At 74.3% G+C, this 15,316-nt stretch carries 11 protein-coding genes; 6 read left to right on the forward strand and 5 right to left on the reverse strand.

What is annotated here, in order from left to right; translation table 11 throughout:
* Positions 1-62 precede the first annotated feature (62 nt).
* Positions 63-1,583 carry a glycerol kinase GlpK gene (gene glpK, locus ACYP53_RS35745; RefSeq protein ID WP_189924077.1) on the forward strand — a complete coding sequence of 507 codons (1,521 nt, stop codon included), beginning with the start codon at positions 63-65 and terminating at the stop codon, positions 1,581-1,583.
* A gap of 173 nt (positions 1,584-1,756) precedes the next feature.
* On the forward strand, positions 1,757-3,352 hold the full coding sequence (locus ACYP53_RS35750; RefSeq protein WP_189924075.1) for a glycerol-3-phosphate dehydrogenase/oxidase: 1,596 nt from the start codon (positions 1,757-1,759) through the stop codon (positions 3,350-3,352).
* A gap of 63 nt (positions 3,353-3,415) precedes the next feature.
* Here ACYP53_RS35750 and ACYP53_RS35755 read toward each other — a convergent pair whose 3' ends face one another.
* Entirely contained in the window at positions 3,416-4,636 is a 1,221-nt protein-coding gene (locus ACYP53_RS35755) for a metal-dependent hydrolase family protein (RefSeq protein ID WP_459650503.1), read from the reverse strand.
* A gap of 137 nt (positions 4,637-4,773) precedes the next feature.
* Between ACYP53_RS35755 and ACYP53_RS35760 the strand changes: the two genes are divergently transcribed.
* Positions 4,774-5,403 carry a TetR/AcrR family transcriptional regulator gene (locus tag ACYP53_RS35760; protein WP_459650504.1) on the forward strand — a complete coding sequence of 210 codons (630 nt, stop codon included), beginning with the start codon at positions 4,774-4,776 and terminating at the stop codon, positions 5,401-5,403.
* Positions 5,404-5,509: 106 nt separating this feature from the next.
* Here ACYP53_RS35760 and ACYP53_RS35765 read toward each other — a convergent pair whose 3' ends face one another.
* Positions 5,510-6,904, reverse strand: coding sequence for a GntT/GntP/DsdX family permease (locus ACYP53_RS35765; RefSeq protein WP_459650505.1), 1,395 nt, complete (start codon positions 6,902-6,904; stop codon positions 5,510-5,512).
* Positions 6,901-7,455, reverse strand: a complete 555-nt coding sequence (locus ACYP53_RS35770) for a gluconokinase (protein WP_189924069.1) — start codon at positions 7,453-7,455, stop codon at positions 6,901-6,903. Before ACYP53_RS35770 ends, ACYP53_RS35765 begins: the two co-directional genes overlap by 4 nt.
* Positions 7,456-7,722: 267 nt before the next feature.
* Between ACYP53_RS35770 and ACYP53_RS35775 the strand changes: the two genes are divergently transcribed.
* From ACYP53_RS35775 to ACYP53_RS35785, 3 genes are all read left to right on the forward strand, one after another.
* Entirely contained in the window at positions 7,723-8,418 is a 696-nt protein-coding gene (locus tag ACYP53_RS35775) for a FadR/GntR family transcriptional regulator (RefSeq protein WP_189924067.1), read from the forward strand.
* Between the two features lie 158 nt (positions 8,419-8,576).
* Positions 8,577-8,999 carry a hypothetical protein gene (locus ACYP53_RS35780; protein ID WP_459650506.1) on the forward strand — a complete coding sequence of 141 codons (423 nt, stop codon included), beginning with the start codon at positions 8,577-8,579 and terminating at the stop codon, positions 8,997-8,999.
* A 43-nt stretch (positions 9,000-9,042) separates the two neighbouring features.
* On the forward strand, positions 9,043-9,954 hold the full coding sequence (locus tag ACYP53_RS35785) for a hypothetical protein (protein ID WP_459650507.1): 912 nt from the start codon (positions 9,043-9,045) through the stop codon (positions 9,952-9,954).
* Positions 9,955-9,962: 8 nt separating this feature from the next.
* Here the strand turns inward: ACYP53_RS35785 and ACYP53_RS35790 are convergent, their stop codons facing one another.
* Positions 9,963-10,727 carry a metallophosphoesterase gene (locus tag ACYP53_RS35790; RefSeq protein ID WP_189924061.1) on the reverse strand — a complete coding sequence of 255 codons (765 nt, stop codon included), beginning with the start codon at positions 10,725-10,727 and terminating at the stop codon, positions 9,963-9,965.
* 19 nt (positions 10,728-10,746) lie between these two features.
* Positions 10,747-15,309: a hypothetical protein gene (locus ACYP53_RS35795; RefSeq protein WP_189924059.1), complete on the reverse strand. Its 4,563-nt coding sequence runs from the start codon at positions 15,307-15,309 to the stop codon at positions 10,747-10,749.
* Positions 15,310-15,316: the final 7 nt, after the last annotated feature.

The raw sequence follows: 15,316 nt of genomic DNA on the forward strand, positions 1-15,316 counted from the left end.
TCCGTACGCGAGCGTCAGACCCACCCACCCCGTATCCCCCGAACTGAGCCGAGGACCTCCCCATGACCTCCACCGGTAACTACATCGCCGCGATCGACCAGGGCACCACCTCCAGCCGCTGCATCATCTTCGGCGCCGACGGCCGGATCGTCTCCGTCGACCAGCAGGAGCACCGGCAGATCTTCCCCCAGCCCGGCTACGTCGAGCACGACGCCGCCGAGATCTGGACCCGGGTGCAGTCGGTCGTCCGCGGTGCGCTGGAGAAGGCCGGCCTGACCAAGGACGACATCCGCGCCATCGGCATCACCAACCAGCGCGAGACCACCGTCCTGTGGGACAAGAACACCGGTGAGCCGGTGCACAACGCCCTGGTGTGGCAGGACACCCGCACCGAGGCGCTCTGCCGCGAGCTCGGCCGCAACGTCGGCCAGGACCGCTTCCGCCGCGAGACCGGCCTCCCGCTGGCCAGCTACTTCGCCGGCCCGAAGATCCGCTGGCTGCTGGACAACGTCGAGGGCCTGCGCGAGCGCGCCGAGGCCGGCGACATCCTGTTCGGCACCATGGACACCTGGGTCATCTGGAACCTCACCGGCGGTGTCGACGGCGGCAAGCACGTCACCGACGTGACCAACGCCAGCCGCACCATGCTGATGAACCTCAACACGCTGGCGTGGGACGAGAAGATCGCCGAGTCGATGGGCGTGCCGCTGGCCGTCCTGCCGGAGATCCGCTCCTCCGCCGAGGTCTACGGCGAGGCCGTCGGCGACCTGGCGGGCGTCCCGGTCGCCGCCGCGCTCGGCGACCAGCAGGCCGCGCTGTTCGGCCAGACCTGCTTCAACGAGGGCGAGGCCAAGTCCACCTACGGCACCGGCACCTTCCTGCTGCTCAACACCGGCGAGAAGATCGTCAACTCGTACCACGGCCTGCTGACCACCGTCGGCTACCGGATCGGCGACCAGAAGCCGGTCTACGCGCTGGAAGGCTCGATCGCCGTCACCGGCTCGCTCGTCCAGTGGCTGCGCGACCAGCTCGGCATCATCTCCACCGCCGCCGAGATCGAGACCCTCGCCAACACGGTCGAGGACAACGGCGGCGCCTACTTCGTCCCGGCCTTCTCCGGCCTGTTCGCCCCGTACTGGCGCTCCGACGCCCGCGGTGTGATCGCCGGTCTGACCCGGTACGTCACCAAGGGCCACCTGGCCCGGGCCGTCCTGGAGGCCACCGCCTGGCAGACCCGCGAGGTCGTCGACGCCATGCAGAAGGACTCCGGGGTCGAGCTCACCGCCCTCAAGGTCGACGGCGGCATGACCAGCAACAACCTGCTCATGCAGAACATCGCCGACGTCCTGGACGCCCCGGTCGAGCGCCCGTACGTGGCCGAGACCACCGCCCTCGGCGCCGCCTACGCGGCCGGTCTCGCCGTCGGCTTCTGGAACGACCTCGACACCCTGCGGGCCAACTGGCACCGCGCCGCCGAGTGGACCCCGCGCATGGACGAGGCCACCCGGGAGCGCGAGTACAAGAAGTGGCTCAAGGCCGTGGAGCGCACCATGGGCTGGGTGGAGGAAGAAGAGAACAACTGACCGACAAGCCGGTCGGGGCCCCGTGCCCCGGCCGGCCGCCCGCTGTTCAGGCAGCGGGTGTCACCGCGTTTCACCGGCCCGCCGCACCGGGCCGACCGGCCTCTCCGGAGGGGCCGCACCGCACACGAGAGGAGTAACGGCGCCGCCTGACCCGCGCGCCGTACACAACCACCATGGCAACCATCCCGACCCTGGGCGCCGAGCGCACCGCCGGCCGCACCGCCTCCCGCGCCGAGACCCGCGAGCTGCTCGGCAAGGCCACCTACGACCTGCTGGTGATCGGGGGCGGCATCCTCGGCACGGCCGTCGCCTGGACCGCGTCCCAGGCCGGCCTGAAGGTCGCCATGGTCGACGCCGGCGACTTCGCCGGCGCAACCTCCAGCGCCTCCTCCAAGCTCGTCCACGGCGGTCTGCGCTACCTGCAGACCGGCGCGGTCAAGCTGGTCGCGGAGAACCACAAGGAGCGCCGCGCGCTCTCCACCGACGTGGCCCCGCACCTGGTCAACCCGCTGACCTTCTTCGTCCCGGTCTACAAGGGCGGCCCGCACGGCGCCGCCAAGCTCGGCGCCGGCGTGTTCCTCTACTCGGCGCTGTCCGCCTTCCGCGACGGCATGGGCCGGGTCTCCACCGCCGCCCACGCCGCCCAGCAGGTGCCCGCGCTGCGCACCGAGGGCCTGCGCTCGGTGGCCGTCTACGGCGACCACCAGATGAACGACTCGCGCGTCGCCGTGATGACCGTGCGCGCCGCCGTCGACGCCGGCGCCGTGGTGCTCAACCACGCCGAGGTCACCGGCCTGCGCTTCACCGGCAGCCGGGTCACCGGCGCCGAGCTCCGCGACCGCCTCGACGGCAGCGAGTTCGGCATCGACGCCCGCCTGGTGCTCAACGCCACCGGCCCGTGGGTCGACCACCTGCGCAAGATGGAGGACGCCGGCGCCGCGCCGTCGATCCGCCTCTCCAAGGGCGCCCACGTGGTCGTCAAGCGCCGCTCGCCGTGGCGCGCCGCGCTGACCATCCCGATCGACAAGTACCGCGTCTCCTTCGCCATCCCGTGGGAGGACCACGTCCTCCTCGGCACCACCGACGAGGAGTACACCGGCGACCCGAAGGACGTCCGGGCCACCGACGCGGACATCGACCAGATCATGGGCGAGGCCGCGCACGCGATCCGCGACGAGCACCTCGACCGTGACCTGATCACCTACTCCTTCGCCGGCCTGCGCGTACTGCCGGGCGGCCCGGGCGACACCGCCGCCGCCAAGCGCGAGACGGTCGTCACCGAGGGCAAGGGCGGCATGCTGTCGGTCTCCGGCGGCAAGTGGACCACCTACCGCCACATCGGCCGCGCCGTGCTGGAGAAGCTGGCCCACGTGCCCGGCACCAGCCTCGGCGAGGACATGTCCCCGATCGCCCCGACCGTCCCGCTGCCGGGCGTCGGCGCGCCGAACGCGGTGGCGCACCGCCTGCTGATCGACCGTGAGCCGGGCTCGCGGATGGAGCCGCTGGTCGCCAAGCACCTGGCCAGCCACTACGGCACCCTCTCCTTCGAGATCGCCCGCATGATCGACGAGAACCCGGAGCTCGGCCGGCCGATCCACGCCGACGGCCCGGACGTCTGGGCGCAGGTCGCCTACGCGGCCGACAACGAGTGGGCGTACACGACGGACGACGTGCTGCGCCGCCGCACCACCATGACGGTGCGCGGGCTCGACACGCCGGAGATCCGGGACGAGGTCGAGGCCTTCCTCGCGAAGCGCGGGACCAAGTAGGCAACAACGGCTGTACGGCGGGCGGGCGTTCGGGATTCTCCCGGGCGCCCGCCCGCTGCTTTGTCAGACCGGTAGCCCGGCCTTCACCACGTGGCGCAGGTGCCGCTCCGGGCGGGTGAGGGCGGTGAGGTCGGCCAGCGGGTCGCCGTCGACGACGAGCAGGTCGGCGTGGGCGCCCGGGGCGAGGGTGCCGATCTCCCCCGCCATGCCGAGCAGCCGGGCCGCCGTGGTGGTCGCCGAGCGGAGCACGTCCGCGGCCGGCTGGACCTGGGCGCGCAGCGTGAACTCCTCCAGCTGGGCCGGGTGCAGCGGGCCGAGCAGGTCGCTGCCGTAGACCAGGTTGACGCCCGCGCGGTGGGCGCGCTCCAGGGCGTCCAGGCCGCGGTCGCGGACCTCGGCGAGCTTGCCGACGGACGCGGGCGGCAGGCCCGAGGCGGCGCCGAGCTTCGCGGTCTGCTCGTACGCGACCAGGGTGGGGACCAGGAAGGCGTCCTTCTCCAGCAGCAGGGCCACCGTGCCGTCGTCCAGCAGGTTGCCGTGCTCCACGCAGCGGACCCCGGCCCGCAGGGCGCGGTCGATCGCGCGCGGGTGGTAGGCGTGCACGGTGACGTAGCGGTTGTGGTTCTCCGCCTCCTCGACCGCCGCGCGGATCTCCTCCTCGCTGTACTGGACGGCGGCGATCTCGTCGTGCGGGGAGGCGACCCCGCCGGAGAGCAGCACCTTGAGGTGGCGGGCGCCCTTGCGGAACTCGTCCCGGGCGGCGGCCCGTACGGCGTCCACGCCGTCGGCGATCCGGCCGAAGTTCGGCCGGGACTCGCAGCAGGGCAGGGCGTCGTCGCCGAGCGGGCGCAGGTCGCCGTGGCCGCCGGTCTGGGACAGCGCCTTGCCGCCGTGCAGCAGCCGGGGGCCGAGCACCAGGCCCTCGGCGAGGGCGCGGGCCACGCCGTGGTCGGCGCCGCCGACGTCGCGGACGGTGGTGAAGCCGCGGCGCAGCATCCGCTCGGCCTCGGCGAGGGCGCGGACGGTCGCGTACCCGGGGGTCCAGTCGGCGACGTCGTGCAGGTCGAGGGTGGTGACCAGCAGGTGGACGTGGGCGTCGATCAGCCCGGGCAGGACGGTGCCGCCCGCCGCGTCGACCACCCGGACGCCGTCGGACGCGGCGGGCGGGCGGCCGGTGCCGGTGGCGGCGATCCGGCCGTCGGCGGCCTCCAGCCAGCCGAGGTCGGTGCGGGTGCCCTCCTCGGGGTGGAGCAGGTGGGCGTTGGTGATCAGCAGTCGGCTCATGGTGGTGGTCCCCCTCGGGTACGGGCACGGCGGTTCGCCACGGCACGCACGGCAGGTTCCGTACGGCTCGCGGGGCCGGTTCAGTACGACTCGTATTGAATACGACTCGTACTGAATACACCATGTACCGTTCTCCTGTGAACCCGCCCCCCGCTGATGCCGCCGCTCCCCGACCGCCCCGACGCCGCGTCCACACCCGGGCCCGGCTGCTGGCCGCGGCGAGCGAACTGTTCCTCACCGTCGGCTTCGCGCGGACCAGCATCGAGGACGTCTGCGCAGCCGCCGGCTACACCCGCGGCGCCTTCTACTCGAACTTCGCCAGCAAGGAGGACCTGCTGCTGGCGCTCTTCGACGACCAGGCGGCCCGGCGGATGGCCGAGCTGGAGGAACTGGCCGCCGCCTGCGAGGCGCTGGCACCGCGGGAACGGGCCCGGCTGCTGGTCGAGGCGCTGCTGCGGGTCGAGCCCGCGGAGACCGGGTGGATCCTGCTGTTCCTGGAGTTCCGGCTGGTCGCCGCCCGGACGGAGGCGCTGGCCGCGCAGCTCGCCGTGCACGACCGGACCGTCGCGCGGGCGCTGGCCGACGTCCTGGAACGGGTGCTGCCGGAGCTGGTGCCCGCGGGCGCGAGCGCCGGGCAGGCCGCGGCGGTGATCCTCGCGGCGCGGGAGGGCCTGCTGGCCCGTACGGCGGCGGGCGGCGTGGTCGCGGAGGAGCTGCTGGCGTCGACGGCCGCCGTGCTGTCGGGGCTGCTGGGGCGGACGGACTGAGCGGGCGGCCTCGGCGGGCGGAGGGACCGACCGAACGCCGAGGGGCGGCACCCGTACGGTTCACGGGTGCCGCCCCTCGGCGGTGCTGCGGCTTCCGCCGCGGCGCCTAGATGATCAGGCTCAGCGGCAGGATCAGGGCGATCGCGACGACCGAGATCACCGTCTCCATCACCGACCAGGACTTCAGCGTCTGCCCGACGCTCATCCCGAAGTACTCCTTCACCAGCCAGAAGCCGGCGTCGTTGACGTGCGAGAAGAACAGCGAGCCGGCACCGATCGCGAGCACCAGCAGGGCCGCGTGGGTCGAGGACATGGTCGCGGCCAGCGGGGAGACGATGCCCGCCGCGGTGATCGTGGCGACCGTCGCCGAGCCCGTGGCCAGCCGGATCAGCACGGCGATCAGCCAGCCCAGCAGCAGCGCGGAGATGTGCCACTTGCCGGACCACTCGCTCACCGCGCTGCCGACGCCCACGTCGATCAGGGTCTGCTTGAAGCCGCCGCCCGCGCCGACGATGAACACGATGCCCGCGATCGGGCCGAGCGACTTGCCGACGGTGTCGGAGATCCGCGCCCGGTCGAAGCCGGCCGCCCGGCCGAGGGTCACCATCGCGAGCAGGGTCGCGGCGAGCAGGGCGATCAGCGGGGAGCCGACGAAGTCGAAGACCCGCTGGGCGACCGCCTTCGGGTCGTCGATCACCACGTCGGCCAGCGCCTTGCCGAGCATCAGCACGACCGGCAGCAGGATGGTGGCCAGCACCGCGCCGAAGGACGGCGTGCGGTCGTTCCTGACCGTCTCCTCGGGGGCGGTGGCCGCCGGGATCTCCAGCGGGCCGACCCAGCGCTCGGCGACCCGCGCGAACAGCGGACCGGCGATGACCAGGGTCGGGACGGCGATCAGCAGGCCGAGCGCCAGGGTGATGCCGAGGTCGGCCTTCAGGGCGTCGACGGCGACCAGCGGGCCCGGGTGCGGGGGCACCAGGCCGTGCAGCACCGACAGGCCGGCCAGGGCCGGGATGCCCACCCGGATCAGCGGCACGTTGCCACGGCGGGCGACCAGCAGCACGATCGGGATCAGCAGGACGACACCGACCTCGAAGAACAGCGGCAGGCCGAGCACCGCCGCGATCAGCGCCATGGCCCAGGGCAGCGCCTTGTTGCCGGTCCGGGACAGCACGGTGTCCGCGATGATGTTCGCGCCGCCGGAGTCGGCGAGCAGCTTGCCGAGCATCGCGCCGAGGCCGATCAGCAGGCCGACGCTCGCCACGGTGGAGCCGAAGCCGGTGGAGAAGCTGCTCAGCAGCTTGTCGAAGGGGGCGCCCGCGACGGCGGCCAGCAGACCGGAGCCGAGCGTGAGGGCGAGGAACGGGTGCAGCTTCAGCTTGGTGATCAGTACGACGATCGCGCCGATGCTGAGCAGCACCGCGACCAGCAGCTGGGAGTTGCTACCGGTGTGCGGCAGGACCGGTGGGGCGGCCGCCAGCAGGGTGGGGGCAGTGCTCACGCGAGGTCTCCATTGACGGGCCGCAGCAGCGCCACGGCCATCTCGACGAGTTGTTCGGGGGACGGGCCCACGTCCAGGACGGCGCCGCGCTCGTCCACCGCCAGGGGTTCCAGGGCGGCGTACTGCGAGTCGAGCAGCGACGACGGCATGAAGTGGCCGGTGCGGTGGCTGAGCCGGTCCTCGACCAGCTCGTGGCCACCGCTGAGGTGCAGGAAGAAGGCGCCCGGGCAGGCCGCGCGCAGGGTGTCGCGGTAGCGGCGCTTCAGCGCCGAGCAGGTGACCACACCGCCGCTGCCGTCCTCGGTCCGCTCGCCCAGCCAGGCGCCGATGGCGCGCAGCCAGGGGGCGCGGTCCTCGTCGTCCAGCGGGACGCCGGCCGACATCTTGGCGATGTTGGCCGCCGGGTGGAAGTCGTCCGCCTCGGCGAAGGGGAGGCCGAGGCGGTCCGCCAGCAGGCGGGCCAGGGTGGTCTTGCCGACGCCCGAGACGCCCATCACCACGATCGTGGGAGGGGTCTGCGGGAGGTCGTGGTTCTCGACGCTGAGAGCCATGGGTCGTGCTCCTTCGTTGCCTGGCCGCCACTATCGCTTCAAAGATATGACGTATTCAAGTGGCGGAAACCAAATCGTCATACTTTTACTTCCCCGGGGGCGAGGGGCTGACGGCGGGGTGGGGGTTGGGGGCGGAGGTGCCCTGCGGGGCCGGGCGGCGGGGCGGGCAGCACGGCGGGGCCGGGACGAGCGGGGCGAGGGTCGGTGGCAGGGCCCGGATGGAGGGTGGCGCCGGGGGTCGGGAGCGGGGACGTCTAGGCTGGGCGGATGGAGATCCAGGGGCTGACCGGGCGACTGCTTGACGAGCTCGGGCCGGCGATCGCGTCCGGGGAGCTTCCCGAGGGTTCGGTGCTGCGCGGGGAGGAGCTGGAGGAGCGGTTCGGGGTGTCCCGGACGGTGGTCCGGGAGGCGGTGCGGATCCTGGAGGGGATGCGCATGGTGGCGTCCCGCCGACGGGTCGGGATCACCGTGCTGCCGAAGTCGCTCTGGGACGTCTTCGACCCGATGGTGATCCGCTGGCGCCTGGCCGGGGCCGACCGGCCCGCCCAGCTGCGGTCGCTCGGTTCGCTGCGGGTGGCCGTCGAGCCGGCCGCGGCGGCGCTCGCCGCGGTCCACGCCACCGACGACGACCGGCGCGAACTCAGCGCACTGGCCGTGGAGTTGACGGTCGCGGCGCGCGAGGCCGACCTGAACACCTTCCTCGGGCACGACATCGCCTTCCACGCCCTGGTGCTGCGCGCCTCCGGCAACGAGATGTTCGCCCACCTCGGCGACACCGTGGGCGCGGTGCTCACCGGCCGGACCGAGTACCATCTGATGCCCCATCAGCCCGAGCCCTACGCGATCCGGCTGCACCGCGAGGTCGCCGACGCGATCTGCTCGGGGCACGGCGAGGAGGCCGAGCGCGCGATGCGGACGATCGTCACCGGCGCGCTGGCGGAGCTCAACCAGCAGCTGGGCTGACCGCCGGGCCCACCGGCTGCCCGGATGGCACGTTTTGACGGCAGTTCGGTGGATTCGGACGCATACTCCTGATTCGGTGGGGCAGAGTGTGCGAAGGGGGCGCGCACCGCGAGCGCCCGTCCCGCGTCCGTCGCCGAATCCGCGCCTGGGGGTCGCCCGTGTCCGCGCCACGCCGCCGTCGCCGCCTGCCCGACGAGGTGCGCGCCGCCGCAGTCCGGGCGGTGCTCTCGCTCGCCTTCACCCTGGTGGGCGTGGTCGTCGCGACGCTGGCCTCGTACGCGGGTAGTTGGATGCTGACGCCCGCGCTGATGGCCATGGGGCTGGGGGTGTTCGCCACCATGTGGTGCCTGCTGGAGATCCTGATCTCCCGCCAGGTCGCCGCCCAACGGATGCGAGCGCCGGGCTCCGCCACCCACCCGATGGCAGGCAGCCGGGCGCCCGCCGAGCCGCTGGCGGCCCGGCCGTTCCCCCGCCCGGGCTCCTCGGTGTACCAGCAGCCGTACCAGTCGGTCTACCAGGAGCCGTACAGGCCGCCGCAGCAACCGCCGCAGCAGCCACGGGTGTCGACCACCCCGCCCTGACCTTGCGGGACGGACCGTCATGGCGCTCGCCTAGAGTCTGATCATGAAGTTCTTCCGTTCCAAGGCCGAGCCCCAGTACGATCCCGACCTCGTCAACCTGACGGTCGACCAGGCCGAGCACCTGCGCGAACTGGTGCGCCGGCACCATGCCGACACCGGGGTGGAGGTGACGGTCTCCGGGCAGACGCTCCGGCGGGCCGAGGGTACCAACAACCTGTACAACCTGGCCGAGTTCTGCCGCGGCACCGCTCAGAGCGACTGGCCCGGGATCGTCGCGCGGCACTTCGGCTCCCTCGTCGGCGCCGCCAGGACGATGCCCGGTGCCGCCGACGAGACCCTGAGCCGCGTCTACCTCCGGCTCGTCGCCGACGACGCGTTCCCCGCCGAGATCGCCTCCGCGTTCAGCTACACCCGGCCGGTCGCGACCGGCCTGCTGGAGGCGCTCTCGGTCGACCTGCCCGACACCGTACGGACCTTGGACGACAAGGCCGTCGCCGAGGTGGGCCTGGAGCGGCTGCGGGCCGCCGGGCGCGCCAACCTGATCGCCGATCCGGTCGAGCACGACGTCCTCCAGGGCCCGACCGAGGGCTCGACCCTGTACGCGGTGCACGGCGAGTCGATGTTCGTCGCCAGCAAGGCGCTGGTGCTGGACGAGCTGGCCCGCACGGTGACCGGGCGCGAACTCCCGGAGGAGGGCGCCCTGTTCACTGCTCCCAGCCGGGACTACCTGTTCTTCCACCCGCTGGTGGAGCCGCAGGTCGCCGGTGCGGTCAACGACCTGGCCGACATCGCCCTGCGCGTCCACTCGGAGAACCCGGGCCCGCTCTCGCCCCGGCTCTACTGGTGGCACCGCGGCACGGTGACCAACCTGACCCACATCGACGAGGCCGAGCGCTCGTTCTCGATCCAGCCGCCCGCCGAACTCATGGCGATCCTGCGCCGGTTGAGCGGCTGAGCGGCCGCTCAGTCGACCGGGACGACCCGGTAGTGGGTGGTCACCCGGCCGTCCCCGTCCAGGACGTGGAAGGCCAGCATCGGCGGGTGGTCGAAGGAGATGCCGCGCCCGCCCTCGCAGGGCAGGGTGACGGTGGAGACCACGCCGGGCGCGACCAGCACCGGCAGGCCCGCGAAGGTGGTCGCGGCGGGTGTGTGGGAGTGGCCGCAGAGCAGGGCGGCGACCCGGGGGTGGCCGCTCAGCACCCGCGCGAGCCGCTCCTCGCCGAACTGGCGGATCGGGTCGACCGTCGGCAGGTGCAGCTCGACCGGCGGGTGGTGGAAGGCCACCAGGGCGGGCAACTCGGTACGGCCGGAGGCGAGTTGCCCGTCCAGCCAGTCCAGCGTCCGGTCGTCCAGCAGGCCGTCGTGCTGCCCGGGTATGGACGAGTCGAGCATCAGCACGTCGGCGCCGGGGAGCCGGTGCGCCCGGTTGACCGGCTCCTCCCCCGGCGCCTCGCCGAGCAGCACCTCCCGGTACGGCGCCCGGGAGTCGTGGTTGCCGGGGCAGGTGAGCACCGGGTGCCGGGAGGCCAGCACCCCGGCGACCTGCCGGTACTCCTCGGCCAGGCCGTGGTCGGCGAGGTCGCCGGTGACCAGCACCCCGTCCAGCGGCCCCGGCAGGGCCTCCAGGTACGCCATCACCCGCTCGGCCCGCCGCCGGGCGCGCTTGCCGCCGTCCCGACGGTGGACCTGGCCGAGGTGGATGTCACTGAGGTGCGCGATCGTCAGCATGCCGATCACGCTAACCAGTTCACGGCTGCGCGGGAACCTCCGCGGGGCGCTTGAACATCCGGGTGGCGGTGATCTCGCCGTGGATGGCCGGGCCGTCCGGGTCCTGCGCGGCCGGCAGGCCGGGGCGCAGGTGCTCCTCGACCGAGATGTACTTGAGGCCGGCCCGCAGGTCGGCGTCGTTGCGCAGCCGGATCACCAGCGGGAACTCGGCGAGCGCGGTGGTGTCGAACAGGCCGGTGGTGTAGATCAGCTGGACGCCGAGCGCGTCGGCGACGGCGCGCTGGAGCTCCAGCAGGTAGGTGGCGTTGGCCCGGCCGATCGGGTTGTCCAGGAACAGCGTGCCGGCGTGCCGCAGCTGGGACTGGCCGCGGTCGTTGGCGCGCAGCGCGGCCATCGTGCAGTAGAGGGCGATGGCCGCGGTGAGCAGCTGGCCGCCGGAGAACACGTCCGACATCTGGCCGACGCTGACCCGCTCGGCGCGCAGCACCGCGTCCGGCTTGAGGATCTCGACGCTGACGCCCTTCGGGCCGATCGCGGCCGCGACGCCGCGCAGCAGCAGGGACATGCCGTCGCGACGCAGGTCGCTGTTCTTCTTGACGGCCGCGCGGGTGGCCTCGTCGATGACCTCGCCGAGGCGCTCGACCAGGGTGGCGTGGTCCGGGTCCTCGAAGCGGATCCGGAGGAACTCCTGGCCGGACCACTCCCCCAGGCCCTCGGGCAGCCGGGACAGCCGCTGGGCGGCGCGCAGGGTGGTGAGCGAGGACTCCACCAGGCCGCGCAGGCGGTCCACGATCGAGCCGCGGTTCTTCTCCAGCTGGACGAGCTCGTCGGTGAGCACCCGCAGCCGGGGCGCGAAGGCGGCGGCCCAGCTCGCGGCGTGCTCGGGCAGCGCCGAGGCCGGCAGCTCCCGGATCTGCTGGCGGGCGGGGGTGCGGACGGCCTCGTAGCGGGCGGCGTTGGCGTGCCGGACGAGGGCGTCGGCGGTGTCGCGGACGGCGAGTTCGGCGCTGGACAGCTCGCCGGCGGCGGTGCGCAGGCCGCGGCGGGCGTCGGTGGCGCCGGTGCGGGCCTCGGCGAGCGAGCCGAGGTACGGCTCGACCGGGTCGTCCGGGTCCTCCTGGTGGTCGCGCAGGCCGTCGCGCAGCTGGCCGGCCAGCTCGTCGAAGTCGGCGGCGGCGGCCTGGGCGCTGTCGAAGGTGCGCTGCAGGTCGGCGTGCGCGGTGCGGGCGTCGTCCAGGGCCTCGCGGCGTTCGGCGAGGCGGCTGGTGGCGGTGCGCAGCAGGGTCTGGGCGTGCTCCGGGTCGGTGGGGACGAGGTCCTCGGGCAGCTCGGTGTGCGCCTCGCCGTCGGTGGGGGCGGAGCGCTCGGCGTCGCCGCGCAGGCGGCCGAGCTGCTCGCTGGCGGCGGCGGAGCGGGCCTCGATGGTGGCGACCAGCTCCTCGGCACGGGCGGCGGCGGCCTGGCGGGCCGGGCCGTCGGCGCCGTCGGGGCTGCCGAGCAGTTCCTCGGCGCGGGTGCGCACCTTGTTGGTGAGCCGGTCGAGTTCGGTCGCGGCGGCGGCCTCGTCGCCCTCGGCGCGGGCCTGTTCGGCGCGCAGGTCGGCGCCGACGCCGACCTTCTCGTACAGCTGGGAGGCGGCGCGGTAGGCCTCGCGCAGGGTGGGCAGCGCGACGGGGGCGGTGTCGGCGGGCTCGTCGGTCTGCTCGGCGGCGGGGATCTCGGCGCGTTCGGCGCGCAGCGCGCGGGCGGTGCGGCGGGCGTCGTCGGCGGCGCGCTGGGCGGCGCGGCGGTCCTCGTCGCAGGTGCGGGCGCGGTCGGCGCACAGGGCCTGGCGGCGGTCGCACTCGGCGGCGTCCTCGGCGAGTTCGCGCTGGCGGCGGGCCCAGGTGGCGCGCTCGCGCAGGCGGAAGGCGAGGCCGGAGAGGGCGTCGGCGCGGCGGCGGGCGCGCTGGGCGGCCTCGCGGTGCTCCTCGTGGGCGGAGGCCGCGGCGGCGTGGTCGGTCTCGGCCTCGTCGTGGTCGGCGCGCAGGGTGGCGAGGGCGGCGGCGGACTGCTCGGCGTGCTCGCGGGCGGCTTCGGCGGCGGCGGCGAGTTCGGCGAGGGTGCCGGGCGGGCAGCTGGCGTGCCAGGAGGCGAGGCGGGCGGCGAGGGCGCGGTCGGCGCCGAGGCGGCCGGCGAGTTCGCGGATGTGCTCCTCGCGGGCGCTCGCCCGGGCGCGCAGGTCGCGGCGCTCGTCGTCGGCGGCGGACTCGTCGTGCATGGCCGGGTTCGGCGGCACGAGGAAGAAGGCGGGCTCGTCGGTGATCGGGGCGATCAGCGAGGCGGCGGCGCCGACGGCCACGGTGGAGCGCGGCAGCAGGGCGGCGGACTGCAGGGCCTCGCGGGCGCGCTCCAGCGAGGACGGGTCGGTGACGACGACGCCGTCGACCAGTTCGGGGCGGGCGGCGAGGATCGCGTCGTGGTCGGCCGGGTCGACGGACTGGGCGAGGTAGCGCCAGCCGGGCAGGGCGGGGATGCCGTGCTCGGCGAGGTACTCGACGGTGGCGAGCACGTCCGGTCCGGGCGGCAGCAGGCCGCCGTCGCCGAGGGCGGCGAGGATCCGGGAGTCGTCGGCGGCGGCCGTGCGCAGGTCGAACAGGGTGCGCTCGGCGGTGGCGATGGCCTCGTCGAGGAGTTCGCGCAGGTACTCGGCGTTGCGGTCGAGGACGGCGGGGGTGAGGAAGCCGGCGTCCTCCTCGGCGTCTTCCTGGTACGGGGTGAGGGAGAGCAGGTCGGCGAGGCGCTGCTCGGTGGCGAGCAGGGCGGCGGTGCGCTGTTCGCCGGCCAGGGACCGGGCGGCGGCCTTGCGGGCGTCGCCGGCACGTTCGGCGGCGAGTTCGGCGCGCGAGGTCGCGGCGGCGGCCTCGCGCAGCCGGGCGGCGGAGGCCTCGGCGGCGGCGCGGGCCTGGGCGAGCCCGGCGGCGGCGGCCTTCTCGACGTCGGCGGCGTGCAGCGCGGCGCGGGCCGGGTCCACGTCGCCGTCGGCGTCGATGAAGCCGGCTTCGACGGCGGCCTCGGTCTCCTGCTCGACCTCGGCGAGGCGCTGGCGCAGGTGCTCGGCCTCGCTGCGGGCCTTCTGGGCGGCGGTGGCGGCCTCGGTGGCGCCGGTCTGCGCCGTGGCGCCGTCCTCCTGGAGCTCGCCGGCGCGCTGCTCCTCGGTGTCGGCGCGGGACTCGGCGGCCGCGGCGGCGGCCTCCAGGGCGCGGGCGAGGGCGGTCGCGGCGCGGGCCCGGGCGGCGAGCGCGGGGGCGGCGTCCAGCTCGGCCTCGCGGATGGCAGCGGCGACCCGGGTGACCCGGTCGGCGGCGGCGCGCTGGCGCAGCACCGCCTCGGCGGCCTGCCAGGCGGAGTGCAGGGTGCGGGCGTCGATGAGTTCGCGGCGCAGCGCGGCGGCTTCGGTGGTGGCGGCGGCGAGGCTCAGGGTGGCGTGCCGGTGGGTGAGTTCGTCGGCGATCAGGCTGTGCCGGGTGCGGTCGGCCTCGGCGGCGGTGACGGCGCTCGCGGCGGCGGAGACCTCGATGGCGAGGTCCTGGGCGCGGTCGCGTTCGGCGGTGGCCCGGGAGGCGAGGGCGTGGGCGAGCCGGCGGGTGCGGCGCTCGGCGGTGCGGTGGGCCTCGCGGACGGTCTCGCGGGCGGTGGTGGCCTCGGCGATGCGCTCCAGGAGGTCCAGCGAGCCGGCGGTGAAGTCGCGTTCGGCGGTGAGTTCGGCGCGGCGGCCGAGCTTGGCGGCGAAGCCGTGGACGAGGTCGGCGAGGCCGTCGGTGTCCCGGGTGTCGGTGACGGCGCGCAGCAGGAGGTCGGTGAAGTCGCTGTCGTGCTTGACCGCGAAGAGGCCGGCCGCCTCGCCCTCGTCGGCGTTCATCTCGCGCTGGTAGCGGAAGAGTTCGGGGTCGAGGCCGAGCTCGCCGAGGTGTTCGGTCCAGCGGTCGTGGCCGTCCTCGAAGACCAGGTCGAGGTGCGGGTGGGCCTTGCCGGCCTCGGTGAGGGCGTCGCGGAAGCCCTTCATGGTGCGGCGGCGGCCGCGGGCCTTCTGGTCGCCGGCCAGGCTGATCCGCTCGGCGACCGGCAGGGAGTCGAGGGTGAGGCCGGGGCCGGGGCGGAAGGAGTACCAGGTCTCCGCGAACTTGCGGGGGTCGGAGGAGACCTGGCGGCCGCGCCACTCGCTGACCTTGCCGACGACGATCGGCTCGCCGGTGACGGTGTGCTGCCACTCCAGGGCGACGTGGCCGCAGTCGTCGGCGAGCAGGAACTTGCGGAGCACGCCGGAGCTGGCGCCGCCGAGGGTGTTGCGGTGGCCGGGGAGCATGACCGAGAAGATCAGCTTGAGCAGGACGGACTTGCCGCCGCCGTTCTCCAGGAAGAGCACGCCGGCCGGGGCGGGGCGGCGGACCGGGCCCTCGGTGTCCTCGCCGAACAGGCCGATCTGCTGCGGGGCCGGATCGGAGACGGGCTCGCCGACGCCGCGCAGGTCGAGCACCGTGTCGGCGTAGCGGGCGCCGGCCGGTCCGATCGAGTAGAGGCGGACCCGGTTGAGCTCGTACATGTGCGGC

Source organism: Kitasatospora sp. Ki12, assembly GCF_054601375.1.